Source organism: Chryseobacterium sp. UF-290, assembly GCF_058245615.1.
In genome coordinates this window covers 44473-69004 of record NZ_JBSICB010000019.1, presented here as the reverse complement: position 1 = coordinate 69004, position 24532 = coordinate 44473, and the positions used below count along the sequence as shown (strand labels likewise).

Sequence of the window (24532 nt, the reverse complement as noted above, 5' to 3'; positions counted from 1 at the left end):
AATCTTGTAAAAAATTGTAATTTTACCCATCTTTTTACAAACAAAATCTAATAAATAAAAATGAATACAGAACAGTTTGTGAGCCGTCACATTTCCCTTAATGAAGCCGATAAACAGGCGATGTTGGAAAAACTTGGCGTTTCTAGTATTGAAGAGTTAATTTCTCAGACCATTCCTTCTTCTATCCGTTTAGAAAAAGATCTTGAGATCTCAGAACCGCTTTCGGAGTACGAAATGTTGAATCACTCAAAAGAATTGGCATCCAAAAACACGGACTATACAAGTTATATCGGGTTTGGATATCACAATACCCTTTTACCTTCAGCAATTCAGAGAAATATCTTCGAAAATCCTAGCTGGTATACGGCATATACACCTTACCAGGCTGAAATTGCACAAGGAAGGCTTGAGGCTCTTCTTAACTTCCAGACTGTAGTATGCGACCTTACAGGTTTTGCATTGGCTAATGCGTCTCTATTGGACGAGTCTACAGCAGCAGCTGAAGCAATGCATATGTTTTTAAACAACAGAACTAAAGATCAGAAGAAAGCAGAAGCGAATAAATTCTTCATTTCTGACCTTGTATTACCTCAAACTATTTCTGTATTAAAGACAAAAGCTGAAGGACTGGGAATTGAAATTGTCATAGGAGATCATAAAACTCACCCGTTTGACGCTTCTTATTACGGGGTTTTATTACAATATCCGGGGAAAAACGGAATCGTTCTTGATTATACCGAGAATATTGTAGAATACAAAAAACTTGATCTGCAGGTAGCGGTAGCTTGCGACCCAATGGCTTTGGTGAAACTGAAATCTCCTGCTGAGATGGGGGCTGACTGTGCAGTAGGTACTACCCAAAGATTTGGTATTCCATTAGGATATGGAGGTCCTCATGCTGCATTCTTTGCTTGCAGAGAAGATTATAAAAGAGATATTCCGGGAAGAATTATAGGTGTCTCTCAGGATATGTACGGAAAACGTGCATTGAGAATGGCTTTACAGACAAGAGAGCAGCACATCAAGAGAGAGAAAGCTACTTCCAATATCTGTACAGCTCAGGTTCTTTTGGCGGTAATGGCAGGTATGTACGCTGTTTATCACGGTCCGAAAGGATTAAACTATATCGCTGATCAGATCCATTTTAAAGCAAATGCTTTGAAAGGAGGTCTTAAAGCATTAGGCTATCAGGTTGTAGAAGAGCCGATATTTGATACTGTGAAAATTACTATGCCTGAAGATGAGAAAGGAAGACTGATGAGAATGATGCAGGATCACAGAATCAACCTTAACTACTTCACGGAAGGTGTGGTAAGTATTGCCATCAATGAAAGTACAACATTGGAGAAACTCAACTATCTGATGGCTTCTTTTGCCCAGTTTAAGGACAAGCAGACTTTCAAATTAGAAATCAAAGAAGGATACAGCATTCCTGAGGAAAACCTGAGAAAAGACGAAATTCTTACGGAATCTGTATTTAACAAATACCATACGGAAACAGAACTGATGCGTTACATCAAGCGTCTTGAAAGAAAAGACCTATCATTGACGCATTCCATGATCTCTTTGGGATCTTGTACGATGAAGTTGAACGCGGCCACTGAAATGTTACCGCTTTCATGGGCAGATTGGGGGAGTGTACACCCATTTGTACCGGTAGATCAGGCAGGAGGATATCAGCAGATGATCGCTGAGCTTGAAAAAGACCTGGCAACGATCACTGGCTTCGCGGGAACTTCTTTACAGCCCAACTCCGGAGCTCAGGGAGAATATGCAGGATTAATGGTAATCAGAGAATATCATATTTCAAGAGGTGACCACCACAGAAATGTAGTATTGATCCCTCAGTCTGCACACGGAACCAACCCGGCTTCCGCAGCAATGGCAGGAATGAAGATCGTGGTTGTTAAAAACCTTGAGAGCGGAGAAATTGACTTCGAAGACCTTAAAGCTAAAACAGAATTACATTCAGCGAACTTATCCGCTGTAATGATCACTTATCCGTCTACTTACGGATTCTTTGATGCTAACATTAAAGAAATTACAAACCTTATCCACGAACATGGCGGACAGGTATATATGGACGGTGCCAATATGAATGCTCAGGTAGGATTTACAAGTCCTGGAAACATCGGAGCGGACGTTTGCCACCTTAACCTTCACAAAACATTTGCAATTCCTCACGGAGGTGGAGGTCCCGGAGTAGGTCCGATCTGTGTTGCCAAGCACCTGGTACCTTTCCTTCCTTCCAATGCGAATATCAGAATCGGGGCTAAAGAAGCGATTGACGGTATTTCTGCAGCACCTTACGGTTCAGGATTGATCCTTAATATTTCTTATGCTTACATCAAGATGTTGGGAACAGAAGGTCTGAAAAAAGCAACAGGACATGCTATCTTAAATGCCAACTATCTTAAAGAGATTTTGGCTGAGCATTTCCCTATCTTATATTCAAACAAAAACGGAAGAGTAGCTCACGAATGTATCGTAGATTTCCGTCAGTTCAAATCGTTAGGAATTGAAGTGGCTGATGTAGCGAAGAGATTGATGGACTATGGTTTCCATGCGCCTACGGTTTCTTTCCCGGTTGCAGGAACATTGATGATCGAGCCTACAGAATCTGAAAGCAAAGCTGAAATCGATCGTTTTGCAGAAGCATTGATCTCTATCAAAAAAGAAATCGATGAAATCGCGAACGGAGAAGCAGATGCTGCAAACAATGTATTGAAAAATGCTCCTCATACAGAACAACTGGTAATCTCTGATTCCTGGGATAAGCCATACAGCAGAGAAAAAGCGGCTTATCCTTTAGATTGGGTAAGAGACCATAAATTCTTCGCTTCTGTATCAAGAATAGACGAAGCTTACGGAGACAGAAACTTAGTATGTACTTGTGAGCCGATCGAAGCTTATATGTAATCAGAAGTTTTTCAGATATAGCAAATCCCTCTCAGTAATGAGAGGGATTTGTGTTTTTTAAGCCGCAAAGTCGGGAAACTTTGTGAGTCATGTGTGTAGATCTGTATTATCTGTGGTTAAAAAATGAATCACGGATTTTCGCAGATTTGTATAAAAATATAGCTTTGCTGGATGAACTAATAGAAAACCACCTCTCAAAATTTAGGAAGTGGTTTTTGTTTTATATTTTTTATTTCTGGTTATCTTCTCTTATAGCTGTACGCAACCAATATTGCTACACCCATAATAAGCACGGTTATCATTGAAATGGTTTCAATTGAAATTTCGCTTTTCATCTGTGTGTTTTCTTTTTCACATGAAAAAAAGAATAATACTGTCATCAACAGGCAGCCCGATAGTAATTTTTTAATCATAAAATGTATTTGTTTGGTTATTAGTTTTTTATGATCAAAAAGTATACCGAATTTATAGACTTAAAAATCGTGTTGCATTAAGGCTTTCCTTCATCCCAATAATAACTGTCCGGATAAATCCTTGTTCCGAAAACGGCAGTTCCCACTCTTACAATTGTGGCGCCTTCTTCAATGGCTGTTTCCAGATCTCCGCTCATTCCCATAGAAAGCTCTTTCATTTCTACATTGGGAATATTTTCACGGATGATTTCCTGCTGCAGGGTTTTCAGGGTTTTAAAGCATGCTCTTACTTTCTCCGTTTCGGCACTGAAAAGACCGATGGTCATCAAACCTTTTATGGGTAGGGTAGAAAATCCAGAAACTTTTCGGATCAGTTCCAAAGCTTTGTCCGGAGCAATTCCGAACTTACTTTCTTCATTTGAAGTATTGACCTGAATCAGAACTTCAACGGTTTTATTTTCGGCCAAAAGTCTTCGGTGTAATTTTTCTGCAAGATCCAGACGGTCCAGAGACTGAACGCAGGTGACATCATATTTCAGGATATCTTTGACCTTATTGGTCTGGAGATGTCCGATAAAGTGATTTTCGTGAGGGATATCCTTTAAATCTTCATATTTTTCCTTCAACTCCTGTACTTTGTTTTCGGCAATCAGTGTTTGTCCGTTTTTCAGGGCAATTTTGATGTGTTCCGAAGAAACGGTTTTCGTTGCGAGCAGAAGCTTAACTTCATCCGGATTTCTTCCTGCCTTGTTACAAGCTGTTTTTATCCTGTTATTAATGACTTCAAGGTTGTGGAGGATGTCTTCTTTTTTCATGGCCGGCTGATTTCTTTGGCTTCCAGTTTTTTTATTAAAGCAGCTTTCACAGCAGTTAAGGCATGATCTTTAGCTTCTGCAAACGAAACAGAGTATTTCCGCTCAATATTTCTCATATCTTCAGGGAACTGGCCCAGCAGCTGGTTATAGAATGTATCCAGAAATTCTGCGGAAGGCATTTCATAATTAATCTTAAGCTGGAATCTTCTCAATAGAGCAGTGTCAATGATTTCAGGATGGTTGGTAGCACAAAGCAAAAGTGCATTTTCAGGGTAATAATCGATCAGCTGGATCAGGGTGTTCACGAGTCTCCTCATCTCGCCTACATCTTTATCATCACTGCCTCTGGCTTTTCCGATCTGATCCAGTTCATCAAGAAAAAGTACAGATCTTTCCCTGGCTGCTTTATCAAATATCATTTTAATATTTTGAGAGGTCTCTCCGATCCTGGACGAAACAATATTGCTCAGGTTTAAAATGATGATACTTTTTCCTAAAGCGTTTGCTACAGCCTTTGCAGTCATTGTCTTTCCGCATCCGGAACTTCCCTGAAGAAGGATCTTATTGTTTACCGGAAGACCATATTCCTGCAGCTCCTTCATATAAGTGTGCTCTTTGATAAGCTGTACAAGTTGCTCTTTATTGCTTCTATTCAGAAAAACTTCGTTGAGCGTTACCTGTTCTTTATCCTGGATAATAAGATTGTACAGATTCATAATGACAATTAATAATTTGAATCCGACAAAGATAAAGCTTTATTGAATGAAGTATAACATCCTGAATAATAATAAAGGGATAGGCCAGAGGAGATATTGCCATTAAATATCAGTTTCTGTTTTATCTATCAATAGGAGCTGCTTTAGCCGAAATTTAATGAACATATATATATGAGTTGAAAAACCGGATGGCTATATCTTAACATTATTCTTTTGATACTTCAGGGCTGGTTCACCAATCATAACGAATATAATCATCCTTGAGAACCTGAGTAATCTGCAGTTAAATAAAAAAATCAAGCCGGACTAATGCCCGGCCTGACTCATTTGGATATTAAATTTGTTATGAAACTAAGATCTTTTTTGTTATGTTTTTGGGCCCTTTTACCCGATGAGTAAAAGAGCGGTTCTGATTTCTCAGAGTAAAAACATAAAACAATATAATTAGTATAGTTTTGCTATAGGCTTATCTTATTTTAGAATTAGTTTCTTTCTCTTCTTGCTGTTGTAAAATATGAAGCGAATACGATCACACATGTTGCAATACCAATGTAAGTTACCATTTTTGTTTTATTTATAATTATTTGACTTTTTTTTATCAATTTTTCAATTGCAATATTACAGCTTTCAAATCACGTGCCAAAGTGAAAAGTCATGATGTATATCAGTGTGTTATGAATAAATTATTTAATTTTTATAGGTTTTTTTATTTACATTTATTTAATGTGTTATTGTGAATTTATTAATATATTTATTGTTCTATCTGTAAAATTTTGTAAAAGCGTTAACGGTTTTTTAGCTTATATATTGGAGTTGATAAAACAAAAAAATAATAATGCGTTGCATAATACCAGGGTAAGATGCTTTTTAAGGAGGTAAAAATTGATCGTAAACAGAACTTCTATGTTAAGAAAAGTTATTTTTATCTGCGATTTTTCAGTTGAAATTTTTGTTGCATGTCAGATTTTATGACACTGTCTGACTTATTTTTTATGCCAGAATTTGGAAATTTGTGTCACACTTAACGATAACAACCGAAATTGATGCATGAAATTAATGATAAGAAATAATGAATTCAAAGGCTTATAGGAAGATGAACCGTTTTTAAGTCTATAATAGGCTTTAGTATTTTTTTTGTCAAGGGTTATCTTAATATGGGTATCCGGCCTGATTTTAATTCCTTTTGGGAGTACCGGCAGGCTTTACTACTTTTGTATAAAGATTGAATGTATGGGACGCAGTTATATTTTCCTTGCCTTAGCGATTGTATTTGAAATCATAGCCACTACTTTTCTGAAGAAATCTGAAGAGTTTTCAAAATTTTGGCCATCGGTGGTTACGGTAATAGGATATGCCTGTGCATTTTATTTTCTGAGCCTTACGCTTAGGCAGATTCCTGTTGGAATTACCTATGCGATCTGGTCCGGTGTCGGGATTATTTTTATTACAGTGATCGGAGTCATCGCTTTCAAGCAGGTTCCGGATCTACCAGCTATTATTGGTATTGCCCTGATCGTAATAGGAGTGATCATCATTAATGTATTCTCAAAAATGGGAACCCATTAAGCAATAATATCCTGGGTTGTCTGAAGCTTCTTCCAGTGCTGCGATTTATTTTTGTATAAAAAGAATTTACCCAGTTTATATTTAAATTTTAAATAACCGCGAAATTCAATTCCGTCAAAAAGCGTATAAGGAATTTCAGGGTCTTCCTTTAGTGCCTGCCTGATCCCTTCGCTGAATACTGTGGGGCCCGTCGTTGCGTGTACATCATTCGGATAGCGGTGGTTTTCTATATTATCAAGCATCAGCTCCAGCACTTTCTTTAAAAACGGATGGTTTTTGTCAAAGATAAGCCCCCACTGAACATATAGGTTTTCATGTCTTTCCCTGCTGATAACGGCTTTATCCTCCTCCTTTATGAGCTGCCTCAAAGGTTTTGTTACAGTACTGTCAATATCCAGGTAAACACCTCCTTTTTTATATAAAATAGCATATCTGAAAAAATCAGCTTTAGCTGCTCCAATGGTTAACTTATTATAGTTTTTGATATATTGGGGAGGGAATTCTTCGGTTATAAACCTCTCTATATCCTCGTCATCATAGAAAAAATAAAGATATTCAGGATTTTTTCTTTTCATGTTCCAGATATAATATCGGGTAATGAGAGGAAGCTTTTTTGTTTTAAAAGTTTGAAATATTTGTTTGGGTATGGCCATATTCTTTTTTTATAATTATATGTAAACAAGCTTCTAATCATATTAAAGGCTTATTGTGATGATTATTTTTTGAAAAGAGGCTTAGGTATTTTTGATTATATTTTATAGGGATAGTTAAATGCTTAGCCATAAAAAATTAAACAAATATTTAATTTATCAAAAATCCGATGGGTATGTAATTGAAAATTAAATGAATACCGGTTTTTTATTTCAATGAAGAAATCAGCGACTGGAAAAAATTGAATAAAAATATCCTGTCATAGAAGATATCCAGGCTGTTTTCAAGAATACAGTCCGTATGGAGGGTAGTATTGGTAACAAAAGCCTCTTCTACAAATACAAACCATAGTTCAGAAAGACCATGTTTTCTTTTAAACTCTTCAGAAGCATTACAATCCGGGAACTTAGAATTTTTAAGATCATAGAATAGGATTCCTTTTTTTTCGCCATTCTGCTCTATAATATTAATGGGATGACGGATATAACTCCGGATTTTTATTTCCGGGTCAAAGCATTCTATAAAATGATGAAGGTCGATAAGCTGTATTATTTTTTCTTCCTGTTGTGATGCGGTCATAAAAAAACATTCTGAGGTTATTTCCTTGGTTAATTCCTGAAAGACGGCTAATTCCATATGCATTAATTAAACGGTGCAAAGAAAGACAGAATTGTATTGTGTAAATTTGTTTTTATACAAAACGCTGGGTATTTTATACGAAACTTAGAGCTGCAATTAGTATAATAAAGCATGGATTTTGTATAATATTTTAACCGTAACTTACGGTATTGTCTATTTTTGTCGGGAATATCATTATAATCTTGAATCATATGAAATACAGACCCTGGGAATTTAAAGAAACACTTGTGATGGATTTTCTTGTAGAGAATCGGTATAGGTTTCGAAGGCATCTGTTATTTCTTATCTTCTTTTTCTTTCTGATATACAATACACGATTCTGGCATTGGTATTCGGGAGCATATCAGTATTATGTGCTGGTCTTTGTGTACTTTATACTGATTTCGATGGTTTATATCAATATTTATGTGCTGGTCCCCAGGTTTTTCTTTAAAACACAATACATCACCTATCTGGTATTGCTTGTGCTGATGGGAATCATAGGGCTTAATATTATCGGATATGGTTTGAGGAATGTCTTTGCTGATTTCAGGGTCAGGAATATCCATATGGAAAATGAAAAAGGAGGGATCTATGAAGGAATACTGATGTGTATCCCTATTATTCTGACCACCACTACCGTAAAACTCTTGCAGAAATGGATCAGTGATAATAAGAGGATCAACGAACTGAGCAATCTTACCCTGAATATGGAACTGAATGAGCTCAGAAACCAGATCAACCCCCATTTTCTGTTTAATATGCTGAACAATGTGAAGGCACTTATCAGAACAGACCCTTCGAAAGCCTCAGTGGTGATCGTCAGGCTTTCAGAGTTTCTCAGATACCAGCTTTACGAAAACAGTGAAGAAAAGACCCTGCTGACTTCAGAAATTGATTTTCTCTCCAACTTTTTAAACCTTGAAAAGATCAGGCGTGATCATTTTTCATTTGAAATCCATACTGAACCGGATAAAAGAACAGTAAACAGCACTTTTATCCCTCCTAATCTGTTTACTACTTTTGTTGAAAATGCGGTAAAGCATAGCGTAGATATGAATGGAGGAGAGTCGTATGTGAAAATAGTGATCGGTATTGAGGACAGGCAGCTTCTTTTTACTTGCATAAACTCCAGAAATGATGGCTACCTGGCTTCGGACAAGAAAAACAGCGGTCTTGGATTGGCCAATATCACAAGAAGGCTGGAGCTTCTCTATAACACTACCTTTGAACTGAACATAGAATCAGGAGATAAAGAATATATTGTAAACTTAAAAATTCCTGTGTGATGAATTGTATTATCGTAGATGATGAACCTTTGGCAAGGGCTGAAATGAGATCGCTGATTGAGGAGATCTCAAAAATTGATGTATTAGGTGAATTTTCCAATGCTCCTGCTGCGCTTGATTTTTTGAAAGATAATGAGGTAGACCTTATTTTTCTTGATATAGAAATGCCCATGGTAACCGGTCTAGAATTTGCAGAAATGCTTCCCAAAAAATCTCTGATTATTTTTACTACGGCATATTCGCAGTATGCTCTGAAAAGCTATGAATTGGAAGCAGTAGACTATCTTCTGAAGCCCATCGATCCTCATAGACTGGAAAAGGCTATTGATAAAGCAGTATTATATATTGATCTTTTGTCAAAAGATACCGTAAAAAATACGGTAGAATCTAATACTTCAGATTTTTTATTTATCAAAGCAGAGCGGAGATTCTATAAGATCAGCTTTTCCGATATTAAATTTATAGAAGGACTTAAAGATTATGTAGTGATCCATACCCGGCAGCAAAAGCTGATTACGGCAATGAATCTGAAAACTATTCATCAGAAAATTTCTGTAGAAACTTTTATAAGGGTCAGCAAATCATACGTTGTAAATGGGGATTATATCGATTCATTCGATAATCATAATATTTATATAGAAGATTTTGAAATCCCTCTTGGAGAAGTATATAGAGCTGATTTTTTTACAAAATATGCCGGCGGCTTTCTGAACACTGATGGATAAATAAAATACAGAACCCTAAGACCTCTTCATAAAACAGAAACAAAAACCTGTGAAAATCCATGCAGATCTGTGATTAAAAAATTATCACAATTTCAACAGCTTTAACCGAAACTTATTTTAATAAAGCTTCTGGTCTTCATTACGTCCGGAATACAGTTTTTATTGTTTTTCAATAAAAATTTAAATACTATTCCATACAATTAAAATTTGGAGTAATTTTGAAAAATGATGAATTTAAACCAGATTTTCACCAATCAACGTACAGGAAATAATCCACATACCAAAGCTTCAAGGACTGATTTTCAGAGAGATTTTGACCGGATCATCTTCTCTTCCGCATTCAGGAGACTGCAGAACAAGACCCAGGTTTTCCCCCTTCCCGGAAGTGTTTTTGTGCACAACAGACTGACGCACTCTCTGGAGGTATCATCAGTAGGACGAAGTTTAGGAAGTATTATCGGTGAATTTATTGCTGAGGATTTTAACAATGAGCTTACAGAAGATTCAAAGAATTTTTATCTCTATAATCTGGGAAACGTAATCGCTGCAGCGTGTTTGTGTCATGATGTGGGAAACCCGGCTTTCGGACATTCCGGGGAAGATGCTATTGCAAGCTATTTTGAAAGGAATGAAAAGGACCTGAAGTCAAAATTCAATGAAAAAGAATGGGCGGATCTTGTCAATTTTGAAGGAAATGCCAATGCGATCAGAGTGCTGGCCCAGCAGCAGCAGGGAAAAGATGCAGGAGGTATTCAGCTTACCTTTTCAACGCTGGCGAGTATTGCAAAATATCCTTGTGAAGCCGTTGCCAGGGAAAAAGGGATCATCCACAGAAAGAAATTCGGGTTTTTCCAGAATGAAAAAGATATCTTTCTGGAAATTGCAAAAGGAACCCAGCTTATTCCTGAAAGTGAAGAGCCTTATATTTTCAAAAGACATCCGTTCGTATGGCTGGTAGAAGCTGCTGACGATATCTGCTATAATATCATTGATATGGAAGATGCCCATAGGCTGGGAATTGTATCCACTTCCGACTGTGAAAACCTTTTCTTTGAGCTGGTAAAATCCGAGAGCAATGATATAGACAGAGTAAAGAATAAGCTGGCTTCCATCTCCAATGAAAATGAAAAAATTTCCTATCTGAGAGCAAAAGCTATTAATGCTTTGATCAATAAATCCCTTGAAATTTATAAACAGAATTTTGAAACGATTCTGAAAGGAAATTTAGATAAAGGACTTCTGGATATCTATAAATCTGAAAACAACGCTTTGCAGGATATAGAATCATTTTCCATTGAAAAAATTTACAATCATAAGGCGGTTGTAGAAATTGAAAATGCAGGCTATAATGTAATGTATGAGCTGCTCGATCATTTTATTCCTTCTATTCTTAAACCTGAAGATGAAAGAAAGTCTTATGATAAAAAGGCATTGAAGCTGCTTCCAAGACAGTTTGTCTATGACAGCGGAACGGATTACCAGAAAGTTCTTGGAATCATTGATTTCGTTTCAGGAATGACGGATAACTATGCTACAGACCTCTATAGGAAGATCAAAGGAATAGATATCGGAATGACGGTTTAGTTTTAAAAATAAGTGGTATATTTATAAAAACTGTTGGCAATTATTAAAAAATAACCTAAGAAGACACTTGTGACTTTTTGTGTTTAAAAGTTTTTTTTAACAAAACATCAATAGTGACGACTTATTATAAAAATTAAAACTATGGGTATTTATTTAGCGCCCGTCATATTCTTCGGGCTAATTATTTTATTCGCTTCGTTCTTTGTGGTCAAGCAGGAAACAGCAGCTATTATTGAACGCTTTGGAAAATTCAAGGGAGTAAAACATTCGGGACTTCATCTTAAACTCCCTATTATAGATCAGATCGCTAAGAGGCTGAACCTTAGGATTCAGCAGCTGGATGTAATGATCGATACCAAAACATTGGATAACGTATTCATTAAAATGAAGATTTCTGTTCAGTATCAGGTGATCAGGAATCAGGTTGGAGATGCTTACTACCGTTTGGAAAATCCGGAAAACCAGATCACCTCTTTTGTATTCGACGTAGTACGTGCAGAAGTTCCGAAACTGAAGCTGGACGACGTTTTTGTAAGAAAAGACGATATCGCTGTGGCGGTAAAAAGTGAGCTGCAGGAGGCGATGAACAGTTACGGATATGATATTATCAAAGCTTTGGTCACTGATATCGATCCGGATGAGCAGGTAAAGCATGCGATGAACAGGATCAATGCGGCAGAAAGAGAAAAAACAGCTGCAGAATACGAATCTGAAGCGCAGAGAATCAGGATTGTAGCCGTTGCAAAAGCTGAAGCTGAATCTAAAAAACTACAAGGGCAGGGGATTGCCGACCAAAGAAGAGAGATCGCAAAAGGACTTGAAGAATCGGTAAGAATGCTGAATAATGTAGATATCAATTCGCATGAAGCGTCTGCGCTTATCGTTGTGACACAGCATTATGATACTTTACATTCTGTAGGAGCGAGCAGCAGAAGTAATCTTGTGCTTCTTCCGAATTCACCTACCGCGGCCAGCAATATGCTGAATGATCTGGTAGTCGCTATGACAACCGCTAATACGGTAGGAGAAGCCGCCAAGGGAAAATATCCGGATCCGCCTCAAAAAGAATCCGGTTACTAAATCAGGAAATAAGACCAGGAATGTAAGAATTATCATAGATTCCTTCAGATACTGACAAATAAAAAGCTTCCGAAATCCGGAAGCTTTTTATTATTTCTTAGTTTTAGAAACCTGTTCGACCAGGGTATATTTTATTGAAGATGCATCTGCCGGTGGATTGGCGATTTTTTCTGTTTTTACTTTCAAAACATATTCATATCCGGGTTCGTAAGTGAATCCTTCGATGTGGCTGTAGAAGTTACTCCAGTTTTCAGAAGCCTGCTCTTTTACCTGCATACACTTCATACGTCCGGCTCCTGCTGTGCAGTCTACAGTCTGTGCGCCGATAATAAGTGTTTTTTCATGGGCAGCAGCAGTTTCTTTTTTCGTTTTAGACACCTGTTTTACCAAAGTATATTTTATAGAAGAACCGTCAGCTGGCGGATTAGGGATTTTTTCTGTTTTTACTTTTAATACATATTCATAACCGGGTTCATACGTGAATCCTTCGATATTTGTGTAGAAATTAGTCCAGTCTCCTGAAGCTGTTTCCTTTACCTGCAGACATTTCATAGGAGCTACTCCTGTACAGTCTGCGGTTTGTGGTCCTACGATGAATGTTTTTTCATCAGCAGCGGATACCCCGGAAGTAGTTGTACACTGCGTCATTGCGAATAATGCTAATGCGGGAGCTGTCCCTCTTAGAATTGTTGCTATCATTTTCATAAACTTGATTTTGAACCATACTTCGCAATTACCATGCCGAACTGCCATTTCAAGAATTTGTCGTACTTCTGCTATTGTTTTTTAGCTTTTTAATCACTTATTTTGAGTTTCCTAATAAACATAATCAAAACACATAATTCTTAATAATACATATGGATAATCAAATTCAAGTTGAAAACTACAGGATTCAAAAACCTGAAATGTGGGCGGGTCATATTGGAGATCAGGAAATTACAGACCGAATCAAAGACTCCGAATTTGCCAGAAAACAAACTGATGAAGGCAGAGACTACTGCTATTTTCTAGATAAAAAGTATTACACAAGCAATACGGAGAACAGTGAATATGCCTGCATGGCCTATACGCTGAATGAGCCCGGAAACCTGGAAAGGGCTTCTGTTTCTGATATTATTGTGGAAGAAAATGAAGTCTATCAGATCCACAGGATCAGTGTTCTGAGAGACGGCGTGCTGATCGATAAGATTCCGGATACGAAAATAAAAGTGCTGGACAGCGAAAGCCAAAGCAGCGGCGGAGTTTTGAGCAGTAATAAAAAGATCAATATTACCATCAGGGATCTCAGATTATATGATGTGCTGATTCTTGAAGACACCAGGGTTAAGGTATTTACAGATCGTGATTTTCTCAGAAGAGAATTCTCCAAATACGTATGGGTGAGTCCGGATAGCTATTGGGCTTACGGAAGCTTTAAATTCACATTTATTAATGAACGCGAGCAAACTATTGCCTATAAAAAAACATTTTTCAGAGATGAGCAGGGGAATGTTCTTGAACCTGAAATTAATTATTTAAAGAAAGGTGAGCAGTTTGTGTTTGAAGGGCAGAACTACATTAATCCTGTAGATTCCGGACGGGAGATCTTTCCCTATATAGATTTTGCTACGGATGCTGACTGGAAAGAACTTTCCAATTATATCTCACCTATTTACGATGAAATTTTCAATAAATCCTCCTTACAGGATTTTGCTCCTAATCTTATTGAAAAGCTGGATGCCATCAGCGATCCGGATGAAAAGCTTCAGTTTGCCATAGAATATGTTCAGAATCATGTGTACTATATTTTCAATGCTGATGAGATGAACGGACACAAGCCGCAGGAACCTTCAGTTACCTATGAAAATAAACAGGGTGACTGCAAAGCAAAGTCAGTTTTATTAAAAGTGATTCTTGATTATATTGGCGTAGAAGCCTCTGTCGTTCTGGTAAATTTCAATACGGATTATTATATTAAATATTATCTGCCGTCTCTGCTAAGCTTCAATCATGTAGTGGTAAAAGTGAAGTATAAAGGGGAAGAATATTTCATTGATGCTACGATCCGGGATGAGTTCGGATTGATCGAAAACAGGGGCTTTATGTATTTTATGCATTATCTGGAAGTGAAAAAAGATCAGGAATTGCAGATAAGAAACCCCTATAAGTTTCCCTATTACTGTTTAGATGAAAAGATCGATTTTAATGTTCAGGGAAATACAGGAAAGCTTAACCTTGCTACTACCTATAAAGGAAACCGGGCCAATGCAATGAGGAGATACTTTAAAACGACCAATAAAAGAGAAATTATCGACAGCTGGAACAATTTCCTTTTTTATGGTCTTAATTATTCCAGTGACAGGAATGGGACTGATATCAGAAATATCTTCAAGGATGCCGCCATTGATGTGGTAAGTGATGATAAAAAATTGAATGAAGTTAAGATTCAATATACAGCAACGGTTGACAATCCCTATTATGTAGATCCGCAAAATAACCGCTTCCTGATGTACTTTGACAGAAATGTTGTGAAGGGCAGTGCCAGAGATTTTATGCATAAAGATCTCCCTTTCTGGCATAATTTCGACAGTGAAAAATATGAGATCAACCTGTATACAGATCAGAAAATAGACACTGAAGAAAAATATACCGTTCAGGAAAGCACGATCAAAAATCCGTATTTTGACTATACAAGCCGTAAAAAAGTGACTAAAAACGGAGCCAGCGTATATATAGAATATAATCCTTTGATCAATATTGAGATCCCGCAAAGCGAGTTTGAAAAATTCAGGACAGATCATCATACAGTAGCTGACAGTAATTTCGGATTAGGGATTGATATTATAGAGCCGGGATTGATGAACAGACTTAAGTTTAGCTTTAAAAAAAGATTTAAATAGAATTCAAGATTGAAAGTTTAAGATTTTTGTTTACAGCGGGCGGCAAAGCCGCCCGCTGTAAACAAATTTTTGCTGAAGAACCGGTTCTTCAGCAAAAAATAAAGAAAAGAATTATAGCTGATGAGAAAATTATTGGTATTGATGGCTGTCTTTTTTATAACAGGTGGAGTGCTGGCCCAAAAGGCAGACAATGCGCTTCAGGGATATTATGAAGAACAGGGAGATGAAACCTTTTATAAAGGATTTGGTTTTGACGGAAATGGAAAAATGGCAGGAGGAATGTCTGATGGTGACTATTTCACAAGAAATGACAGCCTTATAGTTTTTCCGGATAAGAGCATCTTTATTTTCAAGATCAGAAAAGACAAATTAATAGGTATTTCCGACTGGGTGAAAAAAGGTGTTTGGGTCAGGAAAAAAGACAGCTTGGTCGTTAACAACAGGAAAAATCCTGAAGAAGCTCAGAAAAAAGCGGCTTTGTTGGCGGCTTTTTATGACAGGACAAAAAACAGGTCTGCGCTGGATGCTTTGTTTTCGGATGATCTTCTTACGATCAATGAAGATTTTTGCAATCAGGGACTGGCTAAAGCCTGTCTTAATACTTTTGGGATAAAAATGATGAAATATACGCCCGGCCTTCTGGGTGATCCCGAAAAAATTAAAGAAAAAAAACTGAAGCCCCATCCGGAGCTGATTCAACTTTCCGAAAGAATAGTGAGCCTTGGTGAAATGTCAGGATATAATGTCCTTGGTTCCTATTATTATGTTTTAGGACTTCGGGATAAAGCTTTTGAGACATGGTCGGAAGGGGAGAAGCATGGAGACACCGCTTCTATGCTTTCTAAAGGACTTATTGATATAGGTGAGGATATGGATAAAGAAAATTCCCCTGGTCATAATACTAACAGAAAAAGAAAAAAGAAATGATGCGGGTGCTGTTTTCCTTTACCGGGCTTTTAGTTTTTTCTTCTTTTATAAGTGCTCAGAAACTGAAGAAAGAAGAGGTTACCGGATTCTGGAAGCTTAAAGAATCAGGGTTTTACGAAAATAAAAAGAAAGTGATCAAGGATTTTGATAACTGTCGCTTAATGAGAAATTATGCTATACGGGAAGATGGCTTTGCAGTCTATAATTATATAGAAGGAAGTGTGGGAGATTGTATTCCGTCTGAGCCGAGGCTTTCCTTTTGGCGTATTGTAGACAACAGGATACAGTTTTATGTGGATGATAAAAATATTCTTGAGGAAGTAGTGGTAACCTTCAATCATGATAAAACCATGACGTTTTCAAGTTATATTCCTGAGCGGGTTAAGATAGAAGGAGATGTCTTAGCTGAAAAAGTAATGAATACTGTTCATTACAGTATTCTGGAAAAACAATATTAAAGAGATGAAACCATGAATAACGTTACGCTGATTTATCTGTGATTTTTTCTATACTATTTATTTCCTTTTTCATTGCGAGCAGGGTGAATTAATCTCAATAATAGAGGCTAAACAATATTGCTTCCTGCCGTAAGTCCTGAAATGTATTATTATTGATTTTGGGGTTCATTACTGGTTTCTCTGAACTTCTGCTTACCGGTCAGCAATTCAAAGAACAGCCTGAAATCTGAAATTAAAGACCATAAAGGATACTTAAAGGTAGCAGGTTTGTTCCTTTCAATAACGGCATGGCTGAACCATGCAAAACCATATCCCACAATCGGAATATACCAGAGAAACCTTTCTTTTCCTGAACTGATGACGTATCCGATAACGACAAATACGAGCAGGGTTCCGATAAAATGAAAGATGCGTGTCCCAGTTTTACGGTGCTCAGTAAGATAAAACTGATAAAATTCCCTGTATGTTTTTATTCTTTCAGACATGGCAGTTTAGTGTATTGATTCTATTGAAGTTACAGCAATAATTCTGCCGATTTTATGATGGAAAATAAAAAGGTTAAAAAGCGAAAAGGCAAAATCGCAAATCAGCTTCTTTTCAGATTAGCCTTTTTGCCATTTTGCCTTTCCACAGTTTTGCTGCTAACTATTCTGTTTAGCTCTTCTTTAGCTCTTTTCCAAGTTTACTGTTTTTGTATCCGTAGCAGAAATAGATCACCATACCGATCAGGAACCACATTCCGAACCAGAACCAGTTTTCATGGCTCATTCCGGTAAGCAGGTATAGACATGAGCTTAAACCGATCAGCGGAATTAGGGAAAGGTTCTTCACAAAAGTCACAATACACATGATCAGGTTGATCAGGATAAAAAAGAAGATTGAAGCTCTGAATTCACCTTCTTTAGGATCGGCCCAATCCATCAGATTATGGAAGAAATCCGGCTGCAAGTAATAGAATACAATTAATCCGCCAATGAAAATAACAGGGAAAATGATCTTACCGTTCACATAAGGAAGGTGGAATCTGCCTTTTATTTTTTCTTTGGCCGGAAGGAGAAGTACTCCCGCACATACCAGTACAAAGGCGAAGATCGTTCCGATACTGGTAAAATCCAGGATAAATGTTTTATCTGTGAACAAAATAGGAATTCCTACCACGACTCCCGTAATGACCGTTGCATAAGAAGGTGTTTTGTATTTTGGATGTATCTTTTGGAACCTCTGAGGCATCAATCCGTCACGGCTCATCGCATACCAGATTCTGGGCTGTCCCATCTGGAAAACCAATAACACAGTAGTAATGGCGACAATAGCCACAAAGGAAACGATCAGTTCCATCCAGGCCACATTAGCATTGGTCTTCTCAAAAATGAATGAAAGAGGATCTCCTACACCGTCAAATTTTTTATAATCCACCATACCTGTTAAAACCAGTGTAAGGGCTATATAAATTACTGTACATAAAACCAGAGAGATGATCATCCCTTTTGGTAATGTCTTTTGCGGATCTTTTGTTTCTTCCGACAATACACTTAAGGCATCAAAGCCGATATAGGCAAAGAATACCCCTGAAACAGCGCTCATTACTCCTGCAAAACCATTAGGCATAAAGGATGGAACTCCTGTTGTAGGGCTTACCGGAGTCCAGTTATCAACACTTACATAAGCGCAGCCTACAAGGATTACCAGTACGATCACACCCAGTTTTAAAATGACCAGAGAGTTGTTGAAGTTTTTACTTTCTTTTACCCCTATATAGCAAAGCCACGTAATTAAACCATTGATCACCAAAGCCGGTATGTCTACAATGAACTTCAGACTTCCGATGAGTGGAGCGGTCTTCCATGCATTTAACAATTCTTTATTTTCTGAGCCGTATTGGACAGCTTTTCTGGCTTCTGTGTAGCTGCAGGTGAGATAATCCGGGATATGCATGCCGAGACGTCCCAGGAAGCTGGTGAAATAATCTGACCAGGAGAAGGCTACATAAATGTTTCCAAAGGAATATTCCATGATCAGCGCCCATCCGATGATCCAGGCGATCAGCTCACCAAAGCTGGCATAGGCATATGTATAGGCAGAACCTGCTGTAGGGATCCGGCTGGCAAATTCAGCATAGCATAAAGCCGTAAATCCGCAGGCGAAGCCGCAAATCAAATATAGAAGGATAACACCGGGACCACCTCTGAAAACGGCCTCTCCCAAACTGCTGAAGCTTCCAGCTCCAATAATAGCCGCAATACCAAAAAACACGATGTCCCACACGCCTAAGACTCTTAAAAGTCCCGTTGAAGTATCTGTATCTGAATAGATTTTTCTTCTAAAAAGTTGACTCATTCAATAACTATATTTGATTTGAAAAAAAGCAAATGTAATGATTTTTTATTTTGATGTTAACAGTCATTAACAACATTTAAGTAAAAATGCTCAGGCAAAAGGCTTTAGTCTTTATAAACAGGTATTTCCACATAGCTGTCATTATACCATTTTATTTCCAGAGGTGCTCCGGAATCTTCTATCGTTTCATCACTTACATCTTTGCCGGTGCCGTAATTAATCTGCCAGTTGGGATTTTTATTCACACCTGCCACTAATACCAGCCTGCTTCCTTTTTCTATTTTCTTGCTGATCACTATAGAATTCTTGATAGGAACCTGCTCCTCTTTACCCGGCTCAAGTAGTGTTCGTAATGCATTGTTTTTAGCATAGCTGGCTCTTGCGATATGAGCGGATAATAAAAAGGCTTTGCCATCCGGCTGTACCTGATACAGATACGTATTCGTGTCAAAATCTTTTTTATTGATGGAAACGTCAAATGCTCCTGTAAAATTTCCGCTGATGATCAGGTCTTTATCCAGTGCTTCACTCTCAAAATAAATTGAATTGGTAGTTTTTATGCTGTCTTTCTTACTAACGGCATAATAAGTATCTTTTTTATCTCTATCCCTGAAGTCAACCGTTTGTTTGGTAAAGCTTTTATTGGCCGGTTTATCAAAAACTGATGAACTGTTTTTACGATCCTGCAGGTAGAATCTGAGGGTAGAGTTGTGCATTTGATCGAGAGTAGGAACGTGCTTCCAGGTATTGGTATTCATGACCTGAAAATTGACCTTATCTTTCAGTATTTCCGGCTTTTTTCCATTTTTGAGAATATAATCGAACCATGAAAAAGCCAGGTCATCGATACTTATCCTGGCAGCAGGATCTATCGGATTACCATTGACGTAGGTAAACCCGAAGCTTTGTGCTCCTCCGTGGTTGTATGGCCCCATTACCAGGTAGTGCTCAGCATTTTTATTGTATTTGTTGTGTTCTTTATAATAGTATAGCGCTCCAATCTGATCGTCATCATAATATCCGGTGGTGGTTAAGACCGGAATATTGATGTTGGAGAATTCCTCTTTGTAAGGAACCATTTTCTGCCAATACTGGTCATATCCTGGGTGATCCAGCCAACGTTGAAAAATTTTGCTTGGTTTGCCGCTGATCATATCCAGCGATCTGAATGATTTCCCGCTGTTATACCATTTTGTATTAATGGAATCCCATTTTACGGCATTGCCAAAGTCTGCTTCATCGGTAAATTTATTATTGGTGACATATTGGATCCACCGGAGCATATAGCTCATGAAAACATTATTCTGAGCAGGGTAATCAATTCCGATTCCTACAGAAACCTGAGGCACAATCGTTTTTAAGGCCGGATGCAGTCTTTTTACGGCTGCCCATTGGCTGAAACCCAGATAGCTTCCGCCTATCATTCCTACTTTCCCATTGCTCCAGGGCTGTTTGCTGACCCAGTCTATAACTTCGTAGATATCCTGCGATTCATGCTCGAAAGGATTGTTCTCATCATTACTGTTCCTTTTGCCTCTGGTATTGACCACTGCCCCCACATAATTATAGACGGCCGCTCTTTTTCCGAAGAAATCATCAAATGGCCCGGCATAGATATTACTGGTAAGAATAACCGGAAGTGGAGAAGGGTTTTCCTTTTTTCGGATAATAGTGATGGTCAGCGTATTTCCGTTCTTTGTTTTAAGATCTTTCGTTTCAATAATAAACTTTTCCTGATCTTTTGATGCCAGCAGCTGCATGATCTGAGGTTTGATGCCGGAATAGGTTTTATAGTTTAAATAACTTTTGCATAAAGCGAGCGCTGATCTGTAATCTATACTGTCTTTTCCTTTTTGCTTTTCCAATGCTTTCTTCAGAAGCCCCCTGGATTCGTTTACATCTCCGTCAACAGCCAGTCCGATTCTTGGAATCAGCTTCTCAGGAAGACTTTCGTACTTTTGGGTAAATGCGGCCTGAAGGGCATTGGAAAAAGAAATCCTGTTTTTCATTTCAGCCAGTTTTGCCATGCTGTACAGTTCGTAGCCCAGGAATCTGTATCCCGCCATATTATGATCTGCGAATTGCTTACGGTGATCAGCCAGGGTAAGAATCGATTTTTTATAGTCCTGTGCAACGATCTGTAAACGGAAAAGAGCGTCGGAAAGGTCTACATTGTTTTGGGGTTTGTATTTCTTCGATTGAAGACGTGGGATCAGCTGTAAGGCCAGATCCGGCATCTGTTTTTCCAGAATAAGCGAGTCTGTAACAGCTGTTTGTGGAAAATAAAATTTCTGAGCCTGCATCAGGTTTACAAAAATTAATGCTAAAAGTATCTTAATTTTCATTTATGGTATGTTTTTAGCTGCTGTTGAAAAGGTATCAGTGCAAAATATGTTTTTGATAACTGTATGCTGAAATTGTTTACATTTTATCAGACTAAAGTAAGAAATTTTATCATATGATAGTGAAATGTTTTCATTGTTGTCGGATTTATAATTTATGTATTAAATCTGTTAAAACTTGCTTAAACAATAAGTTTTTAATATTTTCGTTAACTTATTTAGACTAATTTTCTTATATCGAGAAGAATGAAATCAAAAAAAATACTTTTAGCGGCTGCAGTGATCTATTTCGGAATCTCCGAGGCTCAGCAGTCCCAATATTTTACCCAGAAAGAAAATTACAGATTCAATCTAGCTGAAAATCTTTACCAGACCAAGATATACAACGCCTCCCAATACGAATATGCAAGACAATATTTCTATAACCAGAATTTGTCCCGTTCGAAAAAGGAGGCGGCGCAGTTTTTTGATAATGTGATTGGTGTTATCCTTCAGAAAAATCACGCTGAGGAAGGTTTGACGGCTTTCATGAAAGAGTATCCGAATTCTGCTTACTTTGCTCAGGCGAATCTACCGTTGGCGGATTATTATCTGGCTAAAAAAGATTTTGATAAGGCCTTGGAGACTTTGAAAAAAGTAAACCAGTATCAGCTGTCAAAAGAAGAAAATACACAGTATATTCTGAAGCTTGGATATGCCAAATTTATGACCGGAGACTCAAAAGGAGCAACGGATGCGCTGGAAGAAGCTTATAAAACCGCTGATCAGTCTCAAAAAGGAGATATTGCCTATATGCTGGGACATCTGTATTACAGCAACAGACAAAATGATAAGGCTTTCCAGTATTTTGACTCTGTAAAAGATCAGGATAAATTCTCAAAGCTGGTTCGTCCTTATTATGTACAGATGTACTATAATGATAAGAACTATGACCAGGCGATTTCCGAAGGGAATACTTTACTGAATGAGAATATTTCCGACTCTTATAAAGCGGAGGTTCATAAGATCATCGGGGAAAGTTATTTCATGAAGAATGACTATACTTCTGCCTATCCACATTTAAAAGATTATCTGAATGTACAGCAGAATCCTTCGGAAAATGATCTTTATGAAATGGGATTTGTTGCCGCTCAGCTGAAAAAATATGATGAAGCGGTTTCCTATTACAATCAGCTTCTTAACAGCAACTCGGCTTTGGCACAGAATGCATACTATCAATTGGGAAATGCTTATCTGGCGGTAGATAAAAAGCAGGAAGCGCTTTCTGCTTTCCGTTCTTCTTATCAGATGGATTATGATGCGAAAGTAAAAAAACTGGCTCATGAGCAATACGCTAAGTTAAGTTATGATATCGGTAACCCGTTTGAAAGCCCGTCTGCAGTTATCCAAAGTTATATCAATGAGAATCAGAATGCGGCGAATGCCTCAGAAATGAGATCATTATTGGTAAAGTCATATCTGTACTCAGGGAACTACAAAGAAACCCTGAATGCAATCGACAGATTACAGAGCTCTACTCCTGATATCAATAAAGTGGATCAGGAAGTTTCTTATTTATTGGGAACTGAAGAGTTCAACAAAGGAAATTACGATGAAGCTGAGAAATACTTTTTAAGAAGCCTCGGATTCAATATCAATAAGGAGTTTAACAGCAGAGCTTTATACTGGCTGGCACAGGTGTATTACCAGAAAGGGAATTATCCTTCTGCGATTGCCCGCTATGAAAAACTTCTTAACGAAAGCTTCCCTGAAAAGCAGCAGCAGCCTTATGATTTAGGATATGCTTATTTTAAATCCAAGAAATTTGACCAGGCTGCTACTTATTTCAAACAGTATCTGACGAATCCGAAACCGGAATTTAAAAATGATGCGGAACTCCGTCTTGCAGATATCCATTATGCAAACAATGATCTGAATGAAGCGATCGCTATTTATGATAAAAATGAGGATGCTACGGATTATACCCTTTACCAGAAAGCAATGGCTTTAGGATTTAAAGGAGATACCCAGGCAAAGATCAACAGCTTAAAAAATCTTTTATCCAAATATCCTGATTCTGAATATTACGATGATGCTCAATATGAAATAGGAACGGCCTATGCCGCTCAGGATGATTTTGCCAATTCCAATGATTATTTTGGAAAAGTGATCAAAGGCTCTTCCGATAAAGATCTGGTGGCTAATGCTTCTATCTACAGAGCACAGAATTATATAGACCAGAACCAGAATGATAAAGCGCTCTCTGAACTGAAATCTCTTGGTGAACAGTATAAGAATACGGCATATGCCCAAAAGATCGTTCAGGCTGCAAAACCTGTTTTCACGAAAAACGGAGATGTTTCAGGATATGAAAGCTTTGCAAGAAACATCGGAGTGAACGTTGATGCTTCAGAAATCGATGAGATCAACTTATCTACCGGGAAACAGTATTTTGCGAAGAAAGACTATAAAAATGCGATTTCCTATTACGAAAAATATCTGACACAGAATCCTACAGGAGAAGGTCTGTATCAGGCAAAATATGAATTGGGAGAAAGCTATTATCAAACCAATAATTCAACGAAAGCATTGCTTGTTCTACAGGAGGTGGCAGGTATTCAGAATGACTACCAGGATGATGCGCAGACCCGTTTGGCTCAGATCTTTATTGCACAGGGGAATACGGCTGAAGCGAAGAAGTACCTTGAAGGAATTAGAAATTCTTCAGACATCAGCATTAAAAACTATGCGAATGTTGAGCTGATGAAGCTGTATGCGGATGAGAAAAACTTCTCTGAAGCTGAAAAACTGGCGAATGCAGTAATTGCGAATTCTAAAAACTCGGCTGCGGTAATTGAAACTGCAAAAGTGATCAAAGCAAGAAGCCTGATGAACTCAGGAAAAGATAAAGATGCGCAAACGGCGTATACTTCTCTTGAAAAATCATCCAATACATCTGTAGCCGCAGAAGCATTATATGCAAAAGCGTATTATCAGAATAAAGGAAAGGCATTCAAATCTTCGAATGAGACGATCTTCAAACTGGCCAATAATTATGCTTCAGAAGAATACTGGGGTGCAAAAGCATTGGTATTGATGGCGAAAAACTATATCGGCCTGAAAGATAATTATCAGGCAAGTTATACATGCGATCAGATCATTGCCAATTATAAGGATTTCCCTGAAATCGTTGCAGAAGCTAAAGAAGTTAAAAAACAGATTAAGAAATAATAC

18 protein-coding genes are annotated in these 24532 nt (G+C 37.7%); 10 read left to right on the top strand and 8 right to left on the bottom strand.

The features are described 5' to 3' along the window. Positions 1-60: 60 nt before the first annotated feature. Complete coding sequence (gcvP, locus tag AC4IF5_RS18035) at positions 61-2919, top strand: aminomethyl-transferring glycine dehydrogenase (RefSeq protein WP_490736960.1); 2859 nt, start codon at positions 61-63, stop codon at positions 2917-2919. Positions 2920-3409: 490 nt separating this feature from the next. Here gcvP and AC4IF5_RS18030 read toward each other — a convergent pair whose 3' ends face one another. Together AC4IF5_RS18030 and AC4IF5_RS18025 are read right to left on the bottom strand one after the other, a co-directional pair. Continuing rightward, a complete protein-coding gene (locus AC4IF5_RS18030; RefSeq protein WP_490736958.1) occupies positions 3410-4147 on the bottom strand; it encodes a YggS family pyridoxal phosphate-dependent enzyme in 738 nt (245 codons plus the stop codon). Continuing rightward, the gene (locus tag AC4IF5_RS18025) at positions 4144-4863 is read right to left on the bottom strand and encodes an AAA family ATPase (protein ID WP_490736956.1); all 720 of its coding nucleotides are present in this window, start codon (positions 4861-4863) and stop codon (positions 4144-4146) included. Before AC4IF5_RS18025 ends, AC4IF5_RS18030 begins: the two co-directional genes overlap by 4 nt. Before the next feature lie 1230 nt (positions 4864-6093). Between AC4IF5_RS18025 and AC4IF5_RS18020 the strand changes: the two genes are divergently transcribed. Continuing rightward, positions 6094-6429 (top strand): DMT family transporter, encoded by a 336-nt coding sequence (locus AC4IF5_RS18020; RefSeq protein WP_490736954.1) that lies wholly within the window; start codon positions 6094-6096, stop codon positions 6427-6429. Here AC4IF5_RS18020 and AC4IF5_RS18015 read toward each other — a convergent pair. Then, complete coding sequence (locus tag AC4IF5_RS18015; protein WP_490736953.1) at positions 6426-7082, bottom strand: glycosyltransferase family 32 protein; 657 nt, start codon at positions 7080-7082, stop codon at positions 6426-6428. The two genes, AC4IF5_RS18020 and AC4IF5_RS18015, sit on opposite strands and share 4 nt — an antisense overlap. Positions 7083-7287: 205 nt before the next feature. Beyond that, positions 7288-7716 carry a hypothetical protein gene (locus tag AC4IF5_RS18010; RefSeq protein ID WP_490736951.1) on the bottom strand — a complete coding sequence of 143 codons (429 nt, stop codon included), beginning with the start codon at positions 7714-7716 and terminating at the stop codon, positions 7288-7290. Positions 7717-7910: 194 nt separating this feature from the next. Here AC4IF5_RS18010 and AC4IF5_RS18005 point away from each other — a divergent pair, with 194 nt between their 5' ends. From AC4IF5_RS18005 to AC4IF5_RS17990, 4 genes are all read left to right on the top strand, one after another. Beyond that, the gene (locus AC4IF5_RS18005) at positions 7911-8987 is read left to right on the top strand and encodes a sensor histidine kinase (protein ID WP_490736949.1); all 1077 of its coding nucleotides are present in this window, start codon (positions 7911-7913) and stop codon (positions 8985-8987) included. Next, positions 8987-9712, top strand: a complete 726-nt coding sequence (locus AC4IF5_RS18000; protein ID WP_490736947.1) for a LytR/AlgR family response regulator transcription factor — start codon at positions 8987-8989, stop codon at positions 9710-9712. Before AC4IF5_RS18005 ends, AC4IF5_RS18000 begins: the two co-directional genes overlap by 1 nt. A gap of 228 nt (positions 9713-9940) precedes the next feature. Further along, entirely contained in the window at positions 9941-11296 is a 1356-nt protein-coding gene (locus AC4IF5_RS17995; RefSeq protein ID WP_490737018.1) for a deoxyguanosinetriphosphate triphosphohydrolase, read from the top strand. Positions 11297-11437: 141 nt separating this feature from the next. Beyond that, positions 11438-12376, top strand: coding sequence for an SPFH domain-containing protein (locus AC4IF5_RS17990; RefSeq protein ID WP_490736945.1), 939 nt, complete (start codon positions 11438-11440; stop codon positions 12374-12376). A 90-nt stretch (positions 12377-12466) separates the two neighbouring features. Here AC4IF5_RS17990 and AC4IF5_RS17985 read toward each other — a convergent pair whose 3' ends face one another. Further along, positions 12467-13081, bottom strand: coding sequence for a DUF4377 domain-containing protein (locus tag AC4IF5_RS17985; RefSeq protein ID WP_490736943.1), 615 nt, complete (start codon positions 13079-13081; stop codon positions 12467-12469). A gap of 152 nt (positions 13082-13233) precedes the next feature. Here AC4IF5_RS17985 and AC4IF5_RS17980 point away from each other — a divergent pair, with 152 nt between their 5' ends. The 3 genes from AC4IF5_RS17980 to AC4IF5_RS17970 all read left to right on the top strand — a co-directional run bounded on the left by AC4IF5_RS17980 (position 13234) and on the right by AC4IF5_RS17970 (position 16640). Further along, positions 13234-15255 (top strand): hypothetical protein, encoded by a 2022-nt coding sequence (locus AC4IF5_RS17980; RefSeq protein ID WP_490736942.1) that lies wholly within the window; start codon positions 13234-13236, stop codon positions 15253-15255. A gap of 120 nt (positions 15256-15375) precedes the next feature. Then, on the top strand, positions 15376-16182 hold the full coding sequence (locus AC4IF5_RS17975; protein ID WP_490736940.1) for a hypothetical protein: 807 nt from the start codon (positions 15376-15378) through the stop codon (positions 16180-16182). Further along, a complete protein-coding gene (locus AC4IF5_RS17970; protein ID WP_490736938.1) occupies positions 16179-16640 on the top strand; it encodes a lipocalin-like domain-containing protein in 462 nt (153 codons plus the stop codon). Before AC4IF5_RS17975 ends, AC4IF5_RS17970 begins: the two co-directional genes overlap by 4 nt. Positions 16641-16789: 149 nt before the next feature. Here AC4IF5_RS17970 and AC4IF5_RS17965 read toward each other — a convergent pair whose 3' ends face one another. The 3 genes from AC4IF5_RS17965 to AC4IF5_RS17955 form a co-directional block, all read right to left on the bottom strand. Beyond that, complete coding sequence (locus tag AC4IF5_RS17965) at positions 16790-17125, bottom strand: Mpo1-like protein (RefSeq protein WP_490736937.1); 336 nt, start codon at positions 17123-17125, stop codon at positions 16790-16792. Between the two features lie 169 nt (positions 17126-17294). Further along, positions 17295-18977: an APC family permease gene (locus AC4IF5_RS17960; RefSeq protein ID WP_490736935.1), complete on the bottom strand. Its 1683-nt coding sequence runs from the start codon at positions 18975-18977 to the stop codon at positions 17295-17297. Positions 18978-19081: 104 nt separating this feature from the next. Further along, positions 19082-21322: a CocE/NonD family hydrolase gene (locus AC4IF5_RS17955; RefSeq protein ID WP_490736933.1), complete on the bottom strand. Its 2241-nt coding sequence runs from the start codon at positions 21320-21322 to the stop codon at positions 19082-19084. Positions 21323-21565: 243 nt separating this feature from the next. Here AC4IF5_RS17955 and AC4IF5_RS17950 point away from each other — a divergent pair, with 243 nt between their 5' ends. Then, positions 21566-24529: a tetratricopeptide repeat protein gene (locus tag AC4IF5_RS17950; RefSeq protein WP_490736931.1), complete on the top strand. Its 2964-nt coding sequence runs from the start codon at positions 21566-21568 to the stop codon at positions 24527-24529. The last annotated feature ends 3 nt before the right edge of the window (positions 24530-24532 follow it).

Coding starts and splice junctions, on each gene's coding strand:
- gcvP (WP_490736960.1), top strand. CDS start 61: ATGAATACAGAACAGTTTGTGAGCCGTCACATTTCCCTTAATGAAGCC.
- AC4IF5_RS17965 (WP_490736937.1), bottom strand. CDS start 17,125: ATGTCTGAAAGAATAAAAACATACAGGGAATTTTATCAGTTTTATCTT.
- AC4IF5_RS18025 (WP_490736956.1), bottom strand. CDS start 4,863: ATGAATCTGTACAATCTTATTATCCAGGATAAAGAACAGGTAACGCTC.
- AC4IF5_RS17950 (WP_490736931.1), top strand. CDS start 21,566: ATGAAATCAAAAAAAATACTTTTAGCGGCTGCAGTGATCTATTTCGGA.
- AC4IF5_RS17970 (WP_490736938.1), top strand. CDS start 16,179: ATGATGCGGGTGCTGTTTTCCTTTACCGGGCTTTTAGTTTTTTCTTCT.
- AC4IF5_RS18010 (WP_490736951.1), bottom strand. CDS start 7,716: ATGGAATTAGCCGTCTTTCAGGAATTAACCAAGGAAATAACCTCAGAA.
- AC4IF5_RS17985 (WP_490736943.1), bottom strand. CDS start 13,081: ATGAAAATGATAGCAACAATTCTAAGAGGGACAGCTCCCGCATTAGCA.
- AC4IF5_RS18005 (WP_490736949.1), top strand. CDS start 7,911: ATGAAATACAGACCCTGGGAATTTAAAGAAACACTTGTGATGGATTTT.
- AC4IF5_RS18030 (WP_490736958.1), bottom strand. CDS start 4,147: ATGAAAAAAGAAGACATCCTCCACAACCTTGAAGTCATTAATAACAGG.
- AC4IF5_RS18015 (WP_490736953.1), bottom strand. CDS start 7,082: ATGGCCATACCCAAACAAATATTTCAAACTTTTAAAACAAAAAAGCTT.
- AC4IF5_RS17990 (WP_490736945.1), top strand. CDS start 11,438: ATGGGTATTTATTTAGCGCCCGTCATATTCTTCGGGCTAATTATTTTA.
- AC4IF5_RS17960 (WP_490736935.1), bottom strand. CDS start 18,977: ATGAGTCAACTTTTTAGAAGAAAAATCTATTCAGATACAGATACTTCA.
- AC4IF5_RS18000 (WP_490736947.1), top strand. CDS start 8,987: ATGAATTGTATTATCGTAGATGATGAACCTTTGGCAAGGGCTGAAATG.
- AC4IF5_RS17975 (WP_490736940.1), top strand. CDS start 15,376: ATGAGAAAATTATTGGTATTGATGGCTGTCTTTTTTATAACAGGTGGA.
- AC4IF5_RS17980 (WP_490736942.1), top strand. CDS start 13,234: ATGGATAATCAAATTCAAGTTGAAAACTACAGGATTCAAAAACCTGAA.
- AC4IF5_RS18020 (WP_490736954.1), top strand. CDS start 6,094: ATGGGACGCAGTTATATTTTCCTTGCCTTAGCGATTGTATTTGAAATC.
- AC4IF5_RS17955 (WP_490736933.1), bottom strand. CDS start 21,322: ATGAAAATTAAGATACTTTTAGCATTAATTTTTGTAAACCTGATGCAG.
- AC4IF5_RS17995 (WP_490737018.1), top strand. CDS start 9,941: ATGAATTTAAACCAGATTTTCACCAATCAACGTACAGGAAATAATCCA.